The 22,441-nt window shown below is 41.5% G+C and carries 20 protein-coding genes; 2 read left to right on the forward strand and 18 right to left on the reverse strand.

What is annotated here, in order from left to right; genetic code table 11:
• Window positions 1-51: 51 nt before the first annotated feature.
• Both gltA and ACOQOA_RS03340 read left to right on the forward strand, forming a co-directional pair.
• Window positions 52-1,359, forward strand: a complete 1,308-nt coding sequence (gltA, locus tag ACOQOA_RS03335) for a citrate synthase (RefSeq protein ID WP_420547235.1) — start codon at window positions 52-54, stop codon at window positions 1,357-1,359.
• A 95-nt stretch (window positions 1,360-1,454) separates the two neighbouring features.
• Window positions 1,455-2,762, forward strand: a complete 1,308-nt coding sequence (locus ACOQOA_RS03340; protein WP_420547236.1) for an NAD(P)/FAD-dependent oxidoreductase — start codon at window positions 1,455-1,457, stop codon at window positions 2,760-2,762.
• 4 nt (window positions 2,763-2,766) lie between these two features.
• Here ACOQOA_RS03340 and lpxB read toward each other — a convergent pair whose 3' ends face one another.
• From lpxB to ACOQOA_RS03430, 18 genes are all read right to left on the reverse strand, one after another.
• The gene (gene lpxB / locus ACOQOA_RS03345) at window positions 2,767-3,927 is read right to left on the reverse strand and encodes a lipid-A-disaccharide synthase (protein WP_420547237.1); all 1,161 of its coding nucleotides are present in this window, start codon (window positions 3,925-3,927) and stop codon (window positions 2,767-2,769) included.
• Between the two features lie 3 nt (window positions 3,928-3,930).
• Window positions 3,931-4,773, reverse strand: coding sequence for an LpxI family protein (locus ACOQOA_RS03350; protein ID WP_420547238.1), 843 nt, complete (start codon window positions 4,771-4,773; stop codon window positions 3,931-3,933).
• Window positions 4,774-4,776: 3 nt separating this feature from the next.
• A complete protein-coding gene (lpxA, locus tag ACOQOA_RS03355; protein WP_420547239.1) occupies window positions 4,777-5,577 on the reverse strand; it encodes an acyl-ACP--UDP-N-acetylglucosamine O-acyltransferase in 801 nt (266 codons plus the stop codon).
• A 1-nt stretch (window position 5,578) separates the two neighbouring features.
• Window positions 5,579-6,043, reverse strand: a complete 465-nt coding sequence (gene fabZ / locus ACOQOA_RS03360; RefSeq protein WP_420547240.1) for a 3-hydroxyacyl-ACP dehydratase FabZ — start codon at window positions 6,041-6,043, stop codon at window positions 5,579-5,581.
• Between the two features lie 3 nt (window positions 6,044-6,046).
• Complete coding sequence (gene lpxD, locus ACOQOA_RS03365; RefSeq protein WP_420547241.1) at window positions 6,047-7,060, reverse strand: UDP-3-O-(3-hydroxymyristoyl)glucosamine N-acyltransferase; 1,014 nt, start codon at window positions 7,058-7,060, stop codon at window positions 6,047-6,049.
• On the reverse strand, window positions 7,060-7,629 hold the full coding sequence (locus ACOQOA_RS03370) for an OmpH family outer membrane protein (protein WP_420547242.1): 570 nt from the start codon (window positions 7,627-7,629) through the stop codon (window positions 7,060-7,062). The genes lpxD and ACOQOA_RS03370 overlap by 1 nt, the downstream gene beginning before the upstream one ends.
• 18 nt (window positions 7,630-7,647) lie before the next feature.
• Entirely contained in the window at window positions 7,648-10,002 is a 2,355-nt protein-coding gene (gene bamA, locus ACOQOA_RS03375) for an outer membrane protein assembly factor BamA (RefSeq protein ID WP_420547243.1), read from the reverse strand.
• Between the two features lie 111 nt (window positions 10,003-10,113).
• On the reverse strand, window positions 10,114-11,238 hold the full coding sequence (rseP, locus tag ACOQOA_RS03380; protein WP_420547244.1) for an RIP metalloprotease RseP: 1,125 nt from the start codon (window positions 11,236-11,238) through the stop codon (window positions 10,114-10,116).
• A gap of 42 nt (window positions 11,239-11,280) precedes the next feature.
• Window positions 11,281-12,441, reverse strand: coding sequence for a 1-deoxy-D-xylulose-5-phosphate reductoisomerase (locus ACOQOA_RS03385; RefSeq protein ID WP_420547245.1), 1,161 nt, complete (start codon window positions 12,439-12,441; stop codon window positions 11,281-11,283).
• Window positions 12,442-12,459: 18 nt separating this feature from the next.
• On the reverse strand, window positions 12,460-13,272 hold the full coding sequence (locus ACOQOA_RS03390; protein WP_420547246.1) for a phosphatidate cytidylyltransferase: 813 nt from the start codon (window positions 13,270-13,272) through the stop codon (window positions 12,460-12,462).
• Entirely contained in the window at window positions 13,244-13,975 is a 732-nt protein-coding gene (locus tag ACOQOA_RS03395) for an isoprenyl transferase (protein ID WP_420547247.1), read from the reverse strand. Before ACOQOA_RS03395 ends, ACOQOA_RS03390 begins: the two co-directional genes overlap by 29 nt.
• A 25-nt stretch (window positions 13,976-14,000) precedes the next feature.
• The gene (gene frr / locus ACOQOA_RS03400) at window positions 14,001-14,555 is read right to left on the reverse strand and encodes a ribosome recycling factor (protein WP_155153544.1); all 555 of its coding nucleotides are present in this window, start codon (window positions 14,553-14,555) and stop codon (window positions 14,001-14,003) included.
• 91 nt (window positions 14,556-14,646) lie between these two features.
• Window positions 14,647-15,378: a UMP kinase gene (gene pyrH / locus ACOQOA_RS03405; RefSeq protein WP_420547248.1), complete on the reverse strand. Its 732-nt coding sequence runs from the start codon at window positions 15,376-15,378 to the stop codon at window positions 14,647-14,649.
• Between the two features lie 167 nt (window positions 15,379-15,545).
• On the reverse strand, window positions 15,546-16,466 hold the full coding sequence (tsf, locus tag ACOQOA_RS03410) for a translation elongation factor Ts (RefSeq protein WP_420547249.1): 921 nt from the start codon (window positions 16,464-16,466) through the stop codon (window positions 15,546-15,548).
• Window positions 16,467-16,603: 137 nt separating this feature from the next.
• Window positions 16,604-17,383 carry a 30S ribosomal protein S2 gene (rpsB, locus tag ACOQOA_RS03415; protein WP_420547250.1) on the reverse strand — a complete coding sequence of 260 codons (780 nt, stop codon included), beginning with the start codon at window positions 17,381-17,383 and terminating at the stop codon, window positions 16,604-16,606.
• A 223-nt stretch (window positions 17,384-17,606) separates the two neighbouring features.
• The gene (gene dnaE / locus ACOQOA_RS03420; protein ID WP_420547251.1) at window positions 17,607-21,101 is read right to left on the reverse strand and encodes a DNA polymerase III subunit alpha; all 3,495 of its coding nucleotides are present in this window, start codon (window positions 21,099-21,101) and stop codon (window positions 17,607-17,609) included.
• 43 nt (window positions 21,102-21,144) lie between these two features.
• Window positions 21,145-21,825 carry an ABC transporter ATP-binding protein gene (locus ACOQOA_RS03425; protein ID WP_420547252.1) on the reverse strand — a complete coding sequence of 227 codons (681 nt, stop codon included), beginning with the start codon at window positions 21,823-21,825 and terminating at the stop codon, window positions 21,145-21,147.
• Between the two features lie 144 nt (window positions 21,826-21,969).
• Window positions 21,970-22,440 carry a DoxX family protein gene (locus tag ACOQOA_RS03430; protein WP_420547253.1) on the reverse strand — a complete coding sequence of 157 codons (471 nt, stop codon included), beginning with the start codon at window positions 22,438-22,440 and terminating at the stop codon, window positions 21,970-21,972.
• Window position 22,441: the final 1 nt, after the last annotated feature.

The raw sequence follows: 22,441 nt of genomic DNA on the forward strand, positions 1-22,441 counted from the left end.
CTGGCCGCATTTTTGCGATGAACATAAACAAAGCTGAGGAGGCCCGAGACGATGAGTCAGGATACTTCTGATAAGAAATTTGTCACACTTACAGACCACGCAACAGGGAAAAGCTATGACTTACCAGTACTAAGCGGTACTGTTGGTCCAGATGTTATTGATATCCGCCGTTTATATGCGGATACAGGCTATTTCACATATGATCCAGGTTTTACATCTACTGGTTCCTGTGATTCCGCGATCACTTATATCGATGGCGATGAAGGCGTGCTATTACATCGTGGATATTCCATTGAAGATTTAGCCGAAAAATCCAGTTTTATGGAAGTGTGCTATCTTCTATTGAATGGCGAATTGCCAAATGTGGATCAGAAAAAAGAGTTTGAACATACTGTAACATATCACTCTATGTTGCATGAGCAGATGATGAACTTCTATCGCGGTTTCCGTCGTGATGCGCATCCTATGGCAATTATGGTTGGCGTTGTAGGCGCCCTATCCTCTTTCTATCATGATAGTACAGATGTTAACGACCCGCATCAGCGTATGGTTGCATCCTATCGTATGATCGCGAAGATGCCGACCATTGCGGCAATGGCATATAAATATTCAATTGGGCAACCTTTTGTATATCCGAAGAACGAGTTGAGCTATGCAGCAAACTTCTTGAATATGACCTTCTCTGTACCGGCAGAGGAATATAAAATCTCTCCGGCTGTTGAACGTGCCATGGATCGTATCTTCATCCTGCATGCCGATCATGAGCAAAACGCATCTACATCTACTGTGCGTATTGCTGGTTCTTCTGGCGCTAACCCATTTGCGTGTATCGCTGCGGGTATTTCTTCTCTCTGGGGACCTGCACATGGTGGTGCAAATGAAGCTGTATTAAATATGCTGAACCAGATTGGTCACAAAGATAATATTCCAGAATTCATTGCGCGCGCAAAAGATAAGAATGATCCATTCCGTCTTATGGGTTTTGGTCATCGTGTTTATAAAAACACCGACCCACGTGCAGGTGTGTTGAAACAATCTTGTCATGAAGTTCTCGAAGAACTTGGCGTTGATGACCCGCTTCTAGAACTCGCAATGGAATTGGAGAAAATCGCACTTGAGGATGAATATTTCGTACAACGTAAATTATTCCCGAATGTAGATTTCTATTCCGGTATTATTTTGAAAGCAATTGGCTTCCCGACAAGTATGTTCACAGTGCTATTTGCTTTGGCACGCACAGTTGGTTGGGTTGCGCAATGGAATGAAATGATTACTGATCCCAATCAGAAAATTGGTCGACCACGTCAGTTGTTCAAAGGTCATGATCGTCGTCCATTTGTTGACAGTAAGGATCGTTAAGATTTTACGATTACGAACCAAGACGGGATTGAGTTTGACTCAGTCCCGTTTTTTTTGATATTGATTTTATTAAATAAATATTTAATAGTAAGGTTATGTTTAAAAATACCCAATATCCCGTTTCTTATCATACATCAGTAACGAAACAGCTTGTCCCTTTTTCACGGCTAAATGGGGCAAAAAAATATGATGTTTGTGTTGTTGGTGCTGGTTTTATGGGGTGTTCCACATCTATACACCTTGCTAAACTCGGATACAAAGTATGTCTTGTCGAAGCAAAACGTGTTGGTTGGGGAGCTTCCGGACGAAATGGCGGTCAACTCGGATATGGTATGACTAAGTTGCAACCGGACTTAATAGAACAATACACAGCCGAAAAAACCCGAATATTCTGGGATATATCCGTTGAATCTGTTGAGCTGTTCCATCAATTATGTGAAGAATATGAAATTGATTGCGATTTCCAAAGCGGAAATATGGCATGTGGACTAACGACAGCTCATATGGATTATTTAGTGAAACATGCGAATATCGTAAATGGTTATGGGCGGCAAATATTTGAAATACTCGATCAGGAAGAAACAGTTAGGCAAACAGGTAGCCCCATTTATAAAGGCTCTATTTTGTCGCACAGAGCTGGCCATATCAATCCACTGAAATACGTATTAGGCTTAGCGAAAGCAGCGCAAAAACTTGGGGTCGATATATATGAAGAAAGCCCTGCATTGGCGATTTCGGATGGAATTCCAGCACAAGTTACATTTCACGATGGACAAATATTCGCTGACAAAATTGTACTCGGTTGTAACGGGTATATCGGAAATTTAAACAAAACCTTAGCTAAGAGAATTCTTCCAGTTGATAACTATCAAGCAGCGACTGAACCATTAGATGATCATATTTTAAAATCAGTTATCAATAATGGTGCATGTGCATGGGATATGGCTAGAAGCGTTCATTATTTCCGTATAACACCAGATCGACGCCTAACAATGGGCTGCGCGATTGGAATACCAAATAGAAAGCCTAGAAACCTTGAAAGAGAATGTCGTAAACATCTTGAATATGTCTATCCTCATCTAACAGATGTGAAACTGGATTACATCTGGGGCGGTACATTAGGTGGTAATCATGAAAGTTTACCAGATGTGGGTCAGCTATCCGAAAACATTTTCTTTGCACAAGCTTTCACCGGTCATGGCGTCGGCTTAGCCCCTTTACTTGGAAAATTAATTGCTGAAAAAATTAATGGTACAAGCGACAAATTTGATTTTCTTGCTAGAGTAAAACATAGAAATATTATTGGTGGCACAAAATTACGTATCCCTGCAGTGCTAGCCTATAAGTTTTTTACAAATAGCCTAGATATGCTTACGCGTTATAAGTTAAACTCAAAAAAGTAAATCCTTATTTCGCCTTATCAAGAATAGATAATACTACTCTTGCAGCTTCTTCGCTTGGTAAACTTCCATCTACGGAAAGCTTTTTTAGCTCTTGTTTTAATTCAATAATTTGAAGTTTACCTTTTCCATCTTCCAGTATTTCATTTAAAGCACGCACCAGGTTTTTTGCCTTACAATGACGCTGAATAAACTCTGGAACGATCATATGATTTGCCAGAATATTAAGCAGATGACCGAAATCTACTTTAATAAATCTACGCACTAAAAAATGAGTTAAAGGTGATATTTTATAAGCGATTACTGTCGGCACCTCTGCCATGGCCATTTCTAAAGCGACCGTACCTGATGCAGCGAGAGCAGCATTAGAGGCAGCCATAGAATTATATTTCATTTCCTGATCTTTCGCAGGAATTACCAAAACCGGGCATGGCCATTCAGTTGTGGATTCAATAATATGATCATGCAAGTGAGGAACAGCTGGAATGACACAATGTAGATTAGGGATATCTTCTGCTAACTTTGAAACTGTTTCGGCAAATACAGGTAACAACCTAGTTACCTCACCTTTTCGACTTCCGGGCAAAACAGAAAGAAGTTTTGCTTTCTCAGGGATGCTAAACTTTCTTCGAAAATCTGGACCATTACCTTGATCAGCACCGCTTTCAAGAATTGAATGCCCAACAAAATGACAAGGAAGTCCAACTTTTTCAAAATAAGGAGGCTCAAAAGGTAATAACGCGAGTAAGTGGTCATAATGCTCTTTGAACTTGAATACTCTCTTGGGTTTCCAGGCCCAAACCGAAGGTGCTACATAATGAATTTTAATGGTTTCAACGTCAACGCGTTTAATAAATGCATGCGCAAATCCAGGAGAATCAATTGTTATAACAGCATCCGGTTTTTTATCATTCACGGCCGAAGCCGCTTGTAAGACACGTTTTCTTAATTGGCGAATGTGCGGAAGAATTTCAAATACTCCCATAAGTGATAACTCTTCCATGGGAAAAAGGCTTTTTAATCCTTCTTCGGTCATCATCGGACCACCAATACCAATAAATTCGACTTTATTAGCTGACTGATGCTTCATTGATTTCATAAGGCGTGCGCCTAATGCATCTCCTGATGCTTCTCCAGCAACAATAAAAATAAGCGACTTCTCACGCATAAATTACTCTATAGCCTCTTGATCTATCGCTTGTAAAAACAAACCTAACTCGTTCGCCTTATCGATCACATCTTTTTTGTCCATGATGATCATACCACCACCGTCAAATGCGATCCCTCGAATACCACTTTTATAGGCGTTTACGATTGTATCAATCCCAATTGTTGGTAGATCAGCTCGCGTTTCTTGCCCAACTTTGCGAAGCTTGACCAATATCGGGTATGCACCAGGTCTTTTTAAATCTTTAACCCGACGGATCATCGCATCGGTGCCCTCAATTGCCTCTACAGCTAGAACCAGCCCATCTTGTATTACCAACCCCTGTCCAACATCTGCAGAAGCAAGCACTTTTAAGGTTCTAACTGCTTTATTAATATCATCCCAAGCATCTTTATCTGGGCGATGTTTTCCCAATGCCCCCTCACCATGCATGGTATCTTGTAAAATATCTTCAACACCAACCACCCTAAAGCCATGATCTTTTTCAAGAAACTTAATGAGTGCTGACAAAAGGCCGTCGTCTCCCTGTTTCATTGCACCCGTTTTCATCATAAACTTCAACGCTGTTCCGTCTGGTCGTAAAGCAGCAATACTTGGCCGCCTTACTGGTCCAGCCATAATGATATCTTTCACATCATGTTTTTTGAATAATTTTATAGATTTACCAGCGGCCCCAATGCGAACGATCTCATAAGGGTGATTACGATAATCTTCAGGATTTGCCTGACCTTCTAAAGCAATAACAAAATAAGGTCTATTTACTTTTATGCAGGCATCTATAAGCCGCAAAGGCAACCGACCACTACCTGCGATAATACCAAGTTTCGCCTTCGGAGTGGTCGTCATAGTTTAATCGCCTTGGCTAGAGGGAGTTGTAAATCCTCGTGAGGTTTCTTCAGTCAAAAAATCAAGAATATCTTTTACAGCCGAGACAGATTTTAATTCCTCGTCAATCTGAGATACGCGCTCTTTTAATACGCCCTCTCCCTCACCGAATAATAACTTATATGTTGCACGGATCGCATGGATGTCTGCTTTTGCGAAACCGCGACGCTTCAATCCGATCAAATTTAAACCGGATAAATTAGCGCGTTCACCAGTTACGGAACCGTAAGGAATAACATCACTCTCGACACCAGACATCCCCCCAATCATCGCATGTTCACCAATACGAACAAATTGATGTACAGCAGATAATCCACCAACAATCGCAAAATCACCTAACTCAACATGACCTGCTAATGTAGCATTATTTGCTAGGATCACATTATTTCCAATAATGCAATCATGCGCAACATGAGTACCAATCATAAATAGGCCGTTATCGCCCACGCGCGTGATAGAGCCGCCACCTTCAGTTCCAGGATTCATTGTAGCATGTTCGCGAATTTTGTTATTCTTGCCAATAACGAGTTCTACACGCTCGCCACCAAATTTTAAATCTTGTGGTACAGTACCAATGGAAGCAAAAGGAAAGATCTCAGTACCTTCGCCAATTGATGTAATTCCATCCACAACGACATGTGAATGTAGTTTCACACCTTTATCAAGCTTAACATCTGGACCAATAACACAAAATGGCCCGACAGTTACCTCACTATCCAGTTCTGCATTTGAGTCAATAACAGCGGTTGGATGAATGTTGGTCATTTTATGCGTCCCGGATCATTGCAGCAAAGCTAGCTTCGGCTACAACCTGATCATCAACAGTTGCCTTTGCTTCGAATTTCCACACAGGACCACGTTGCTGTTTCTTAGTAACATGCAGTTTTAAAAGATCACCAGGTACAACAGGACGACGGAATTTGGCCTCATCAATTGACATGAAATAAACCAACTTTCCTTCGGATTCTTGCCCCAAACTTGAGACAACCATAACACCAGCTGTTTGTGCCATCGCTTCAACGATTAAAACACCCGGCATGATTGGTTTTTGTGGAAAGTGTCCTTGAAAATGTGGTTCAGATGCAGTGACACCCTTCACCCCAATAGCCCATTCATAAGGTTCGATGGCTTCAATTTTATCAACTAACAAGAATGGATAACGATGTGGAATTCGATCCATAATTTTTAAAACGTCGATATCCTTCAAATATTCGTTGTCTGTCTCAGACATGGGTTACCCCTTTTTCTTCATTAATCGTGTTATCATGGCATGTCTTTTACGCCATGTGTTGATAGGTTCAGCAGGGAAACCACCTACGATACTCCCTGCTTCCAGATCTTTTGTCACACCGGCACGTGCCGCAATTTGAACGCCAGAACCAATTTTTAAATGTCCGCTTAAACCTGCTTGCGCACCACAGACTACAAAATCACCAAGTTCTGTGCTGCCTGCAATACCAGACATAGCCGCCATAACGCAACCTCTTCCAAGCTTTACATTATGGGCAATATGAATCAGATTATCAATTTTACAACCATCGCCAATAACAGTATCAGGTCCCATTCCCCGATCTATAGTACTATTCGCACCAATTTCCACACGATTTCCAATAATCACACGGCCCGTTTGTGGGACATCTTCGAAACCTGAAGGATCGATAGCGAACCCAAACCCTCGAGTTCCAACTCTCACACCAGGGTGAATATTGGTAAACATACCAATCTCACAACATTCCAAACTCGCATTATTTCCGATACGACAATGTGCACCAATGACAACAGATTCTTGAATAACGACATTTGGCCCAATATGGCACCCTGTACCGATCTCGACATTTGGGCCTATCCAAGCACCAGCGTCGATTTGACATCCAGTACTAATCTTCGCCGTTGGATCGACATAGGCTTGCTCTGAAATCGCATTTTTCACTTCGGGAAGTGGATAGAATTTTTGTGATAGCAAAGCAAAACTTAAATGAGGGTTTTTAGAAACAAGAGCTATGCATTTATTAGGAATTTTATCCGCGTATTCCTCTTTTAGAATAATAGCACCAGCTTTCGTATTTTCTAAATCTTTCACATATTTAGAATTATCAAGAAAGCTAACTTGATCATTCTCCGCTGTCGACAATGGTGCAACATCCGTAAACATTTTATCTGTCACAGAAGAAAAAGTTACCTTTATATCTTCTGCAAAGGAGTCGATAGAAAAAGGCCCTTCTGGTACGAAAAAGCGATTTCCAGTCATTATTGCTGTCCAGTGCTTAGATCAACAGTAGACACTTCTGCATTCAGTAACTTAAGAATGGCTTCGCTTATATCAAGCTTTTCAAGATTTGCAAAATATACAACTCCTTGAGTGCGCCCACGGCTTAATACTAAGTCAAGTTGATTATCGTTTGAATACTTAACTAAAACTTTATTCAATGCAGAACGAATTTGTTGTCGACCTTTGGCAAATGACTGATCCAGAATCTTTTTACGCTGATTAATTTGACGCTCTAAAGTAACGCGTTCTTGCAAAAAAGCCTGTTCCTTCTGAGCAAATACATCAGGAGATAAGATCGTGCGCTGCCCTTCAAGCTCCCTAGCTTTATTCTGTAATTCAGCTTGAATTGAACTAACTTCCTGTTGAAACGCAAGACGTTGTGCTTCAACTTGCTCGCTTAGCGACTTCCACGCATCACTACTTCTCTCAACACGTTCAATATTAATCACAGCAACTTTGGGATTCGACATTCCCTGCGCAAAGACAGAGGACGCAAATAGCACATAAAGGGAAAGTCCAATAAAGATATTTTTAACGATTTTAATCATGGGTAAACCATTTTTTCCTTAGAAGCGTGTACCAAAACTGAAGCGGAAGATTTCTGTATCATCATAATCTTCTTTCTGGATGGCTTGTGCAAAATCGAAACGCATAGGCCCAAGAGGAGATTCCCAGTTAAATCCAACGCCAACGGAACTACGAATAGATGTATCATCAGCCACGTTTGTACCACTTTCTTCCGTAGACCATACAGATCCAAAATCTGTAAAGACAGATGCGGTTAGCCCAAATTCTCTTGGAACACCAATAGGGAAATCCAACTCTGCCGTTGCAAGCCATCTATTTTTCCCGCCCAAAGCATCATCCGTTGCTGTATCTCTTGGACCAACACCTGCATTATCAAAACCTCGGAAATTTGAACCACCAGCATAAAAACGATCATTCAAACGTACATCTTGGTCATTCAGGCCAACAATATTAGAAGCAGATGCAGATAGTTCTAACACAAAATCTTCTTCCATAAAGGAAACGTAATTAGAAGCCTTTACTGTAGAGCTAAAATAATCTACATCGCCAGCTAATCCAGCAAAATCATTGCTAAAAGAGAAAATATAACCATCTGTTGGGCTAATTCTACTATTCAGTCGATCATAGGCAGTTGTATGCCCTATACTAACGACAGTACGTTCCCCTTCATCAGCTTTAACGTAAATAGACGCATCAGAAGCAACATTTGTTACTTCCTCATTGGCCACACGAAGATTAAGATTCTGACGCCAATATTGAGTTAAATCATAGCCTGTACGTAAACGGAAACCCTTTTCACTATTGTCAGAAGATGATGTATCTTGGTTATCTTCTTCGACCAAGAATAAATCGACGCCTGCCGCTAAACCTTCTCTATCAAGGAAATATGGTTCTGTAAAAGAAATATCAACCTTGGATTCGTCCTGTCCCAATTGTGTCGCGACACGCAAATGCTGACCTCTACCAAGGAGATTGCGTTCTTCTACGGCGACCTCAGCCAACAACCCTGCAGTCGTAGAAAAACCACCACCAAGGCTCAACTCGCCTGTAGATTGCTCTTCTACATCAACTTGAATTACTGTATGATTTGGTGATTGACCGGGAACATTGTTTACCTCAACGTTTTTAAAATACCCTAAGTCGGTTATACGCTGACGAGAGCGTCTCAATTTTGAAGTATTAAAGGCATCACCTTCAACTAAACGGAACTCTCTACGTATCACCTCATCTTTTGTACGTACATTGCCTCGAATTTCAATACGGTCTACATATACTTTCGGTGCTTCAGCAATTTTGAAATTAATATTGATGATATCGTCTTCTGTATTTCTGTTAATTTCAGGATATACATCTACGAATGCAAATCCTTGACGATTCAACTCTTCAGTAATTGCATCAACATTATCTTCAAGAATGTTAGCATTATACCAATCACCAACATCAATATCTACGAATTCGTATAACGATTCAACATCAACACCTTTTAAAGAAGATGAGATTTCATAATCACCGAAAGAGTAACGATCCCCCTCTTCAACAGTGAATGTAATAAAGAACCCTGTGCGATCTTCACTTAACTCGGCAACGGCAGATACAACACGGAAGTCAGCAAAACCACTTTTAAGATAATAACGACGAAGCAATTCACGATCGAAGGTTAACTTATCAGGATCATAAGTATCCGCATCGGATAAGAAGCTATACCAGCGTGTTTGCCTTGTTAATAACTCGCTTGCAAGCGCATCATCATCAAAGTAATCATTCCCAACAAAGCTAATTTTATGGACACCAGAATCTGGTCCTTCTTCAATCTCAAAAGCAAGATCGACACGATTTTGATCCAATTGGATAATTTTTGGTACGACTTTAGCAGCATAACGCCCACGACGGCGATACACATCCAATATACGTTTTACATCATTCTGAACCCGTGTTCTTGTATAGACGATGCGTGGGCGTAATTGAGTTTCAGATTCTAAGATTTCATCTTTAACACGTAAATTGCCTTCATAAGCCACACGGTTAATAATTGGGTTCTCAACAACTTTAATTTCTAAAGCATTTTGACCAATCTGAGAAATCGATACATCTGCAAACAAACCTGTTGCATATAGTTTTTTTAGTGATTGGTTGATTGTATTTGCTGTATAAGGCTTTCCTTCGCGCAGACTCAAGTAAGTAAGAATGGTTTCTTCTTCAATACGTTGAAGCCCAGAAATTACGATCTCTTGAAGAATCGGACCGCTCACGTTTTCTTCAACAACCTCATCCCCACCTTGAGAATTGGTGGGCGGAACCAAGGGCACCGACTGAGCATTAGCAAGCGTTGTCGTTAAAACAGTCCCACATAACAAAGACACAGATAAAACGGAGGATTTCAAAATTGATTTCATTTCAACCCAAATCTAACCAACCAAGATCTCATCGACGATAAGAATCTCACAGTTTCATTCAAAATAAAGCGATTTATACCAAAGGGATAGATACCCTATTTAGGGAGAAAGTCAAAGAGTAATATTCAGAATATCGTTCCCCATCACAAATACCATCAAAGATAATAGGAAAGCCAAGCCAAATCTTAAGCTTATCTCTTGGACTTTTTCAGATATTGGTCTACGTAAAACACCTTCAATTGCATAAAACAACAGATGTCCTCCATCTAGCATGGGAATCGGCAACAAATTTAGCAAACCAAGATTAATGGAAAGCAATGCAATAAAGTTAACTATTGCCAATGCTCCTAGATCACCAACTTCGCTAGACATTTGTGCTATCTTAATTGGTCCTCCAAGATTATCTACATCTCCTTGGCCAATAAACAATCGGCCGATTTCTTGGAATGTCATGACTGTGATATCCCATGTATAGGTAGTTGCTTCTATCAAAGAGCCCACAAAACCTAGAGAAACCATTTTCGCAGATACACCCATAATTCCAAGCCGATATGCTTTGATTTCTTCACCACCTTGTTCGCCGATTATCGTCTCTTGAGCTTCCGCAATCAGTTCCTTATTAAGTCCGTTACGAGAGATTGTATATGTTACGGGTGAACCTTCGCTTTCTTGTACAATTGACACAAGATCCCGAAATTCATTAATTTCAACCCCGTTTCCGGATAAAATGACATCACCTTTTTCAAAACCGGCTATATCAGCTGCAGACCCAACAACCACATCTCCGATACCATCAACCATAAAGTCTGATTGTACAGGTTTACCAATAAACATGAACAATCCGGCAAAGATAACAATTGCAAATGCAAAATTAATTAATGGTCCTGCAGCAACAATAGCCGCTCGTTGAGGTAAAGTTTTATAGGCAAAAGATACTTTCTTCTCTTCATCACTTAAGTTTGTTGAATGGCTTTCAGCATGATCACCAGGATTTGCACCTTCTTTTTCCCCGAACATTTTTACATATCCGCCGAGAGGAATCAGGGCGACTTTCCATCGTGTTCCTTGCTTATCTGTCCATCCGAAAATTTCTTTACCAAAACCAATAGAAAACGTTTCGATACGAACACCACACCACCTTGCAACAAGATAATGTCCCATTTCATGCACAAAAATTAGAACACCTAATACAATGATGAAATTACCATAACCTAACGAAGAAAAAAAAGAATCCATCTTTATGCCCTAATTCAAATATATATGGCTATTAACTAAGTTTTATGCAGAAAATTTCAAGAGATGTTCTTGAGCTAATCTGCGAGAATTTTGATCAAGTTCTATCACTTCTTCAATATTATTTAAAACATATCGAGAAGATTGAGTGAGCACCTCTTCCACCAGAGTTGCTATATCCAAAAAACCAATCTTATTTTTTAGAAACGCATCTACAGCCACTTCATTTGCTGCACTCAAAATTGTGGGAGCTCCTCTACCTTCGGATGCAGCATTACGAGCTAAGCGCAATGAAGGAAACTTGTCATAATCAGGTGCTTCAAAATCAAGACGAGATAGCTTTATAAAATCTAATTGTTCGACGGGTGCGTTCATACGATTTGGCCAGGACAGACAATAAGCAATAGGTGTACGCATATCAGGCGACCCAAGTTGGGCTAAAACCGAACCGTCACGATATTCAACCATGGAATGGATAACAGATTGAGGATGCACGAGAATATCGATCTTGTCTTCAGGCATATCAAATAAGTAACAAGCCTCAATTAACTCTAAACCCTTATTCATCATGGTTGCAGAATCCACAGAAATCTTTGCTCCCATCGACCAATTTGGATGATTTATAGCCTGTTTAGGTGTTGCATTCGTCATATCATCGGTAGACCAAGTTCTAAAAGGGCCTCCAGATCCAGTCAGATGTATCTTGTCGATAGCCTGTTTTTGATGATTTTCGAAAACTTGATAAATTGCATTATGTTCAGAATCTACGGGCAACAATTTGGCATCTGAACGATGAACTTCTTTCATCATTAAATCGCCGGCACATACCAGTGTCTCTTTATTTGCAAATGCAACTTGGGCTCCTCGTCGAATGGCGCAAAGAGTTGGTTCAAGCCCTGCGGCTCCCATAATAGAAGACATAACCCAATCTGATTGCAAGTTAGCTGCATGGATAACAGCATCGCGTCCTGCAGCAATTTCAATATTGGTGTTTGCAAGTGCTTCTTTTAATAAACTAAATTTGCTGTCGTCACCCAATGCCACGAATTGGGGCGAGAATTCGGTCGCAAGTTTAATTAATTCCTCGACATTAGAATTAGCCGTTAACGCAACTACTTTATAGAGATCGCGATTGCGACGAACTAAATCCATTGTGCTGGTACCAACAGATCCTGTTGCACCAAGGATGGTCACAGATTTTTTCATGCGAAATCCTAAAACAAACTAAATCAAAGATTTAATTAGCGTAAACACTGGCAATGCAGCTAAAAAACCATCTAAACGATCCAAGAACCCGCCATGCCCTGGAATAAGTGAACTCGAATCTTTAACATCTGCGCGACGTTTCATCCAAGATTCTAGAAAGTCGCCTGATTGAGCAACAATCGGGATGAGAACAGCTATACCATAACTATACAACACATCAACCAATGCATTACCTGTTTCGTAGAAGAAGATAGTAACGATAACGGAGGCAATAATGCCACCAACTAAGCCAGCCCATGTTTTTTTAGGGCTGATTTTAGGCGCAATTTTTGGTCCGCCAAATGTGCGGCCAGAAGCATAAGCACCGATATCAGTGGCAACCACCATCCCTACCAGCCATGCTAAATGCATAACACCGTTATAGGAGTCGCGAAGAATAAAGCAGGTTATAAATGCAAGGACCAAATATGGTACACCCATAGCAGCCATAATAGCATTACCTTTACCCCGATCCCAATTTCCAGCCAAAACAATCGCTGTAGATGCCGCGATCGCAATATAGCCTAAAAAACTATATTCACTTTCAAAGGTTAAAAAGCTTAATAAAATACCGAACCAAAAAACAAAGGTCGTGCGGACAGATACACCCAATCCAGAAATACGACACCATTCATATGCACAAAACAGTGATAATACTGTAAGGAAAATTAAAAAGACTTCCCCACCGACCCAAATACAGGCTAGGGAAACTGGCAAGATCACAAGCGCAGACACAATACGTGTCGGCAAATCCGCCCATCGATTATTTGGACTCGCTGGCGATTGCTCCATATCTGCGATCTCTCTTGTTAAATTCTTGAAACGCTTCGATAAGATCTTTCTTATCAAAATTTGGCCAAAGTGTGTCAGTAAAGTAAAACTCAGAATAAGCTAACTGCCATAGCAAGAAGTTACTAATACGTTTTTCACCACTTGATCTAATAACTAAATCAGGATCAGGGATTCCCGCGGTAGACAGATGTGCAGCAAATACATCTTCATCAATTGCATCTGGCTGGATTAATCCAAGCTTTGCAGATTTTGCAATTTTCTTCGCTGCTTCCGCTATTTCTGCACGTGCCCCATAACTTAAAGCCAGAATTAATGTCATTCCTGAATTTTGTTCGGTCATTCGTTCTGAATCCGAAATCAATCGTTGAATATTCTCTGGTAAACGTTCTCGGTCACCAATAACGCGAAAACGAATATTGTTTGAATGCAATTCAACGATTTCAGATTTCAGATATCTACCAAGCAACCCCATAAGGGCAGATACTTCATCTTCTGGTCTTTTCCAATTCTCAGAGGAAAAACTATAGAGTGTTAAAAACTTAACACCAAGCTCTGCAGAAGCCTTGATAACCTTCCGTACAGATTCTGCGCCCTTTTTATGCCCTGCCACACGTGGTAAGCCACGTTTTTTGGCCCATCGACCATTACCATCCATGATAATGGCCACATGAGTTGGACAATTTGAAAGCTGGGTATCCGACATAACTAAACCTAAAAGAGGCAAATTATTAAATTTGCATAATATCTTTTTCTTTAGCTACAAGCATGTCATCAACAGATTTTACGTGCTCATCAGTTACTTTTTGAATCTGGTCAGATAGACGACGAGAGTCATCCTCACTGATATCACCATCTTTTTCTGCTTTTTTAGCTTCATCCATACCATCACGACGTACGTTACGAATAGCTATACGTGCTTGTTCAGCATATTTACCTGCAACTTTAACCAACTCACCACGACGTTCTTCATTAAGTTCTGGAATAGGAATACGAATTACATTGCCTTCAGTCATCGGGTTTAGACCCAAATCAGATTCGCGAATAGCCTTCTCAACTGCTTTGATAACCGAACCGTCCCAAACGGTAACCGAAAGCATACGTGCTTCAGGAACAGAAACAGCAGCACATTGGTTTAAAGGCATCATGCTACCATATGCGTCAACTTGAATTGGATCCAATAAGTTTGCAGAGGCTCGACCTGTACGTAGGCCTGCAAATTCAGTTTTTAAAGCTTCCACAGCGCCATCCATACGGCGTTTTAAATCATTTACATCGACAGTCATCTGTTCTCTCCTAATGCCCCTTCGTAATAAGGCTCACATATTCTGTATTCTTTTAACCGGATTCGGACCAATTTTTTCAATAAGAAACTTCTTAATCACCTTCTACAACGGTGAATGTGCCATCACCTTGCATTACGCGCGCGAATTCACCTTGCTTATGAATAGAGAAAACAAGGATCGGAATTTGATTATCGCGACTCAAGGTGATGGCAGATGCATCCATAACCTTTAAATCATCGGTCAGAACACGACGGTAAGATAATGTATCATACCGTTTTGCATCAGGGTTTTTCACCGGATCACTGTCATAGACACCATCAACTTTGGTGCCTTTGATCATCGCATCACAATCCATTTCTGATGCACGAAGCGCTGCGGCGGTATCGGTTGTAAAAAACGGGTTGCCAGTACCAGCCGCAAAGATCACAACTCGTCCCTTTTCCATATGGCGCACAGCACGACGACGAATATATGGTTCGCAAACTGTTTGCATTGGGATCGCTGACATAACACGCGTATAAACACCCAATTCTTCCAATGCGCCCTGCATCGCCAATGCATTCATCACTGTGGCTAGCATCCCCATATAATCGGCGGTCGTGCGCTCCATACCTTGTGCAGCACCGGAAATACCCCGGAAAATATTACCCCCGCCAATAACAAGGCAGATTTCAGTCCCTTTATCGCGCGCTTCTTTTACTTCTGCGGCCACACGACTGATTGTTTCTGGGTCCAGACCAAAATCGCGGCTTCCCATCAGGGCTTCCCCCGAAATTTTTAATAAAACGCGTTTGTATTTTAGGTCGGATGCCTCGTTACTCATGTCTACATGCTCCTGACAATGGAAAATCTTATCTTAATCTTACAATCGGGCAAACAAAAGGCCGCTACCTTTATAGGTAGCGACCGCATTGCTTACAATCTTTTTTAGTCTTTAGTACTCAATTCCCAAGACTTGGAATTATTGCAAATCCAGTCGCAAAGGGCAGATTAACCAGCCATTGCCGCAACTTCAGCAGCGAAGTCGTCTTCTTTCTTTTCGATACCGTCGCCCAATTCGAAACGAGCAAAGCCTGTCAATTTGATGTCTGTACCTGCATCTTTTGCAGCATCAGCAACAACTTGACCAACTTTTTTATCTGTATCCATAACGAATGTTTGCTCAACCAAGCAAATCTCTTCGTAATATTTACGAATACGGCCTTCGACCATTTTCTCAATGATGTTTTCTGGCTTACCAGATTCACGCGCTGTTTCGATTTGTACTTGACGCTCACGATCCAAAACTTCTGGATCAACATCGTCTTTGCCCAAGAAGTCAGGGCGTGCAGCAGCAACATGCATTGCAATTTGCTTACCTAAACCTTCTAAAACAGCAGCATCAGCATCAGATTCTAATGCAACCAACACACCGATTTTGCCCAAGCCGGGCTTCAAAGCGGAGTGAACATAAGAAGACACAACACCGTTAGATACGGACAATACTTTTGCACGGCGGAAAGATTGGTTCTCACCGATTGTCGCAATATTGTCTGTCAATTGATCTTGAACAGAACGACCAGCACCTGGATAATCAGCAGCCATGATAGCTTCTTGATCCGCATCTTTATCTAGAGCGATTTTCGCAACTTCCTCAACGAAACCTTGGAATGTTTCGTTACGGGATACGAAGTCTGTCTCAGCGTTGATTTCTACAACAGCACCTTTTGTGCCGGCAGAAACAACAGCAACAAGACCTTCAGCCGCAACACGACCAGATTTTTTAGCAGCTTTGGACAAACCTTTTGTACGCAACCAATCAACAGCAGCGTCAATATCACCGTCTGTCTCAGACAAAGCTTTTTTGCAGTCCATCATACCTGCGCCAGATTTGTCGCGCAGCTCTTTAACCAATGCAGCAGTAATAGCCATTTTTAAAATCCTTTAGATTTTACTGTAGTAACTTTTAATCAAAGACGTGAAATACCTGTCCTTGATTTCATAAATATGACAGTGGGCGACATTTATTATAAATGCCGCCCCTGTCAATTAATTTCGGAAAAATCCGATTAGGAAGCAGCAGCTTCTGTAGCTTCTTCAGCAGGTAGCTCTTCAGCAACAGGCTCAACAGCTTCACCAACGTCTTCGCCGGCGTCCGTCATGGATTGTTGCAAACCAGCAAGTACAGAACCAACAATTAAGTCAGAGTACAAGTTGATTGCACGCATCGCATCATCGTTACCTGGAATTGGGAAATCAACGCCTTCAGGTGTAGAGTTAGAATCAAGAATAGCAACAACTGGAATACCCAATGTGTTCGCTTCTTGAATTGCAATTTGCTCTTTGTTTGTATCAACAACAAACAAAATGTCTGGCAAGTTACCCATTTCCTTAATACCGCCCAAAGACAGTTCAAGTTTGTTACGTTGACGTTCCATTGTAAGACGTTCTTTCTTGGTGATTACCAAGCTTTCGTCAGACAACTTTTCGTCCAAGTCTTTCAAGCGTTTGATGGAATTGGAAACAGTTTTCCAGTTTGTCATCATACCACCCAACCAACGATGGTTTACGTAGTATTGACCACAACGACCAGCAGCATCAGCCATGATGGATTGTGCTTGACGTTTTGTACCAACGAACAACACACGACCACCGCCAGCAGCAACGTTGCGAACAGCTTCAAGAGCTTGGTTCAACAATGGAACTGTTTGTTCTAGATCGATGATGTGAACGCCGTTACGAGCGCCAAACAAGAATGGTTTCATTTTTGGGTTCCAGCGACGTGTGCTGTGACCGAAGTGAACACCAGCTTCCAAAAGCTGACGCATTGTAAATGTAGGTGCGGACATAATATTTTCCCTTGTCTTTACCGGTTAAACCTCCACGAAACTCGCATCAATTAAATGACACCGGATCGAGTAGTTCCCATTGCTGATATCACCAACTATTTTGGCACAACAAAAGGACACCCGCAGGTTTCGCGTGTGTGATGGCGCGGCTTATACGCCTTTTAGTCCGCTTTTGCAAGGGGTTTCAGGATATTTTCTACAATTTCTTAGTTAGATAAGATAATTACAAATCCTGAACATCCGTAACGCCACTAACAGATTTAACAGCCTGCCTGAATTTGCCGTCAATTTGATAGGTTTTAGTATCTTCCATTTCAATCTCGCGACCATCCGGATAGATAAGATTAAACTCAACGCGCCCTCGCCCTGGTTTGCCATGCTGCGCAAAGATTTTTGCCAGATTATCTAACGGGCTATCATCCATAATGAATATCTTCATACCACGTGCGGCATTAGCAGCGGCATCTTCCAACGATGAGACACCTTGAGCGGTCAGACGCAGTTCAGCGTCTTCACCTTCCCCTCGCTTTTGAACCTCAACAGTGAACAATAGCGGAGATCCCGAATCCAAAAGCTCGCGAGACGCCATTAAAACTTCTTGGAAAAGTGTAACTTCATAAGAACCACTTGCATCCGATACCGAAACAAAGGCCATTTTCGAGCCTTTGGATGTGGTCATTATACGTTTCGCACCCACGATACCTGTCAGACGAACACCTTTTGAAATACGAATATTACCTGCCTGGACATCTGTCCATTTCACAACACCGAGCTTCCCACAAAGCTCTTTATAAGCATTTAATGGATGATCAGAGAGATAAAAACCAATTGCTGTGCGTTCGTTTTCAAGCTTTTCTGTCGTATTCCATTCCGGCACACGTTTCATACGTGGTTTCTCTGTTTCAACGCCACCGCCGCCAAATAAACTTACTTGGTCTGAAGCCTTCTCTTCCTGAACAGATTGACCATGACGAGTGAGAATTTCAATGCTATCAAAAGCTTCGCGTCGATTATTAACTAAACTATCAAAAGCACCTGATTTTATTAAATTTTCCATCACACGTTTATTGATTGATTTATAGTCAACACGCTCAACAAAATCATACATATTTTTGAATTTGCCGTTAGCCTTACGTTCACTAACTACGGCCTCCATTGCCGCCTCACCAACAGATTTAATTGCAGCAAGCGCATAACGAAGAGATCCTTCCCCCTCTTCATCATATTCAACAGAAAAATCAACCTCAGACATATTTACGTCCGGAGGCAAGATATCGATCTTTTGCGTCTCTAACTCTGCCTTAAAGATCGCTAACTTATCTGTATTGGTTTTATCAAGCGTCATGGACGCGGCTAAAAATTCAACCTGATAATTCGCTTTTAGCCAGGCTGTTTGATATGCAACAAGCGCATAAGCAGCCGCATGGGATTTGTTGAAACCATATCCCGCAAACGCATTAATCATATCAAAGATTTTATTGGCTTGATCAGCCTCAACATCAGAGTTTTCTTTTGAACCTTCAACAAAAATCTGGCGTTGCTTGTCCATCTCTGCCTGGATTTTCTTACCCATCGCACGACGTAATAAATCCGCACCACCAAGTGTATAGCCAGCAAGAACCTGTGCCATCTGCATCACTTGTTCCTGATAGATTGGAATACCAAAGGTTTCTTCTAGTACCGGTTCAAGTTTCTCATGTGGATATACCGGGACTTCACGACCATGTTTACGCTCAATATAAGTTGGAATATTCTCCATTGGTCCCGGACGATACAAGGCCACAACAGCAATCAAATCTTCCAATCTATCGGGTTTCAGATCGCGAAGTACGCTCCGCATACCGCTACTCTCCAACTGGAATACGCCTGTGGAATCAGCGCGACATAACATGTCGTAAGTTACAGGGTCCTCAAGTGAAATCTTTGAGATATCAATAGTTCCGACACCGCACGGGTTCTTCTCAATCAACTTAATTGCAGTTGAAATAACTGTGAGTGTTTTCAATCCTAAGAAGTCAAATTTCACAAGACCAGCTTGTTCCACAAACTTCATGTTGAATTGAGTAACAGGCATATCGGATCGCGGGTCGCGGTAAAGCGCAACCAACTCATGAAGTGGTCGATCACCAATTACAACCCCTGCGGCGTGGGTTGAAGCATGCCGGAATAATCCTTCAAGCTGAATACCAATTTCCAATAATCTTTCAACTGCTGGATCACTATCGCGTTCGTTACGAAGCGCTTCTTCTGATTCCAAAGCTTCTGGCAGAGACATAGGGTTGGCAGGATTGGCGGGGATAAGCTTGGAAATGCGATCAACTTGACCGTAAGGCATTTGTAATACGCGCCCAACATCACGCACTACCGCTTTCGCTTGCAGCTTACCAAAGGTAATAATCTGTGCCACACGATCACGTCCATATTCTTTCTGTACATACTGGATCACCTCTTCTCGGCGATCCTGACAGAAGTCAATATCGAAGTCGGGCATGGATACACGTTCAGGATTAAGGAAACGTTCGAAAAGCAAACTATAACGCAATGGATCAAGATCCGTTACCGTCAAAGCCCAGGCGACGACAGAACCCGCACCAGAACCACGGCCCGGTCCAACAGGGATATCATGGTCTTTCGCCCATTGAATAAAGTCCGCTACGATCAGGAAATACCCTGGGAACCCCATCTGGTTGATAATACTCAATTCAAATTCAAGGCGATCCCAATACTCTTTAGCGGTTTCTTCTTTTTCCGCGTCAGACATTCCATCTTTGAAGACTTCATTATCCAAACGTACCTGAAGTCCATCACGCGACAAATCGCGTAAAGCTTCCTCTGATGTACGACCATCTAGTTTTGTATATTGAGGTAAAAGCGGATCAATACCTTCAACACAAATAGCACAGCGTTTGGCGATAATGAGTGTGTTATCGATTGCTTCTGGCAGATCTGCAAACAATTCACGCATTTCAGCGGCAGATTTAAAATAATGCTGATCTGTGAGACGACGACGATCTGTTTCCATCACATAGGCGCCAGCTGCGATACAAATCAATGCGTCATGCGCCTCATACATGTCAGCTTTTGCATAATAACATTCATTTGTGGCGACAAGAGGGATATCCATTTCATAAGCGAAATCGATTAATTTATCTTCAATAGCATCTTCAGCCACTAGACCGTGGCGCTGAATTTCCACGTAAAGACGATCACCGAAAATACCAAATAACCGAGCTAGATTGTCTTTAGCTGCATCCTCTTGCTCTTCATGTAATAAACGACCGACTGGACCATGTAATCCCCCAGTCAAACAGATCAAGCCTGCGTTGATTTCTTCAATATCTTCCCAACGGATTTGAGGCTCTTCGCCACCATCAGTCGTCATAAAGGCACGACTTAACAGATCCATCAAATTCATATAACCGTCATAATTTTGAGCTAAGAGAACTAATTGATCCGGCGGTGGCGTGATAGGATTTTTTTGTGGCTCTAAAATAGGTCTGCGCAACCCAATCTGTGCACCAATAATAGGCTGCACACCTTTGCCTGTGGCCGCTTGGGAAAACTCCAAACTACCAAAAACATTATTCGTGTCAGTAATCGCCACAGCTGGCATATCGGCATCCGCAGCCATAGATACAAGATCTTTGACGCGAATAGCCCCTTCCGCCAAGGAATAGGCAGAATGTAAACGAAGATGTACGAAGTCGGCGCAGCTCATAATTATTTTGATATCACGTTAAATAAGAAAAGTCAGTTTTTGATTAATTAATCTTGCCATTGCCTAGAACCATCATCCGGTCCATGCGTTGAGCAAGTTCATGGTTATGAGTTGCAATCAAAGCCGAAAGGCCCTGATCACGTACCAAATCGATAAATAAATTAAAGACAATATCTGCAGTTTCCGGATCAAGATTACCTGTTGGTTCATCTGCTAATAACAAAGACGGAGAATTGGCAATTGCACGTGCGATTGCAACACGTTGCTGCTCCCCTCCCGACAATTTGGCAGGCCTATGATCAACGCGATCTGAAAGTCCAACCTTCTCCAATAACTCCATTGCCTTACGCTTTGCTTCATTCTTGGAAATACCTGCAATCAATTGCGGCATCACCACGTTCTCTAACGCTGTAAATTCGGGTAAAAGATGATGAAATTGATACACAAACCCAACATCAGAACGACGCAATAAAGTACGCTTTCTATCATTTAGATTGTTACAGTTAATACCGTTTAATTTAACATCCCCACCATCAGGACGTTCTAGAAGTCCGGCGACATGTAGCAGGGTTGATTTACCAGTTCCACTAGGGGCAACAAGTGCAACAAGCTCCCCTCTCCCAACCGTGAGATTTATATCTTTTAGAACTTCAAGTTTATCACCATCGCCTGTATTGTAATGACGCGCAACTTGTTGCAGTTCCAAAACATTATTCTCTGACATTCTCAAACCCTATTTAAAAACTTTATTTCATACGAAATAAAAAAAGCTGCCAGAGTTTGACAGCTTTTTATAACTTACCCCGTTTGCGGGAGAGTTTATGCATTTGCCTAGCGGCTTTCAACCGATCATATCGCTTGACGTCTATTATTTTTCGCCGCCACAGAATTTCTTGCAAATCAACCGATCTAAAGAAATCATTCCCGGGCCCTTGATAATGATAACAAGTAACAAGATCATCCAGTAATAATGCTCAATATTGTCATAGGCAGCGCTATTTGCACCTAACACAAACTGAATAACCAGAGACATTGCCAACAAAGGTATTGCCGAAAGACGCGTAAACAAACCAAAAACCAATAAGATAGGCATGCCTAACTCAAAAACAGTTGCGAAAAATGCAGCAATTTCCGGAGGAAGGATTGGCACAGCATATTCAAACTCAAATAGGAAAACTGTATTTTCCCAATCATTTATTTTTGTCAGGCCAGAATTAAAGAAAATTCGCGCGATCCAAAGGCGAATAATTAAGTCAATCAAAGGACTACCATAACAGCTTAAAAGCTGTCTGATTTTCATGGTAGGTCCTTTTATTAATTCGATGATATTCCCGCTCATA

The sequence above is a fragment of the Curvivirga sp. genome, from assembly GCF_965219885.1.
Lineage (GTDB): Bacteria > Pseudomonadota > Alphaproteobacteria > UBA8366 > Aestuariispiraceae > Curvivirga.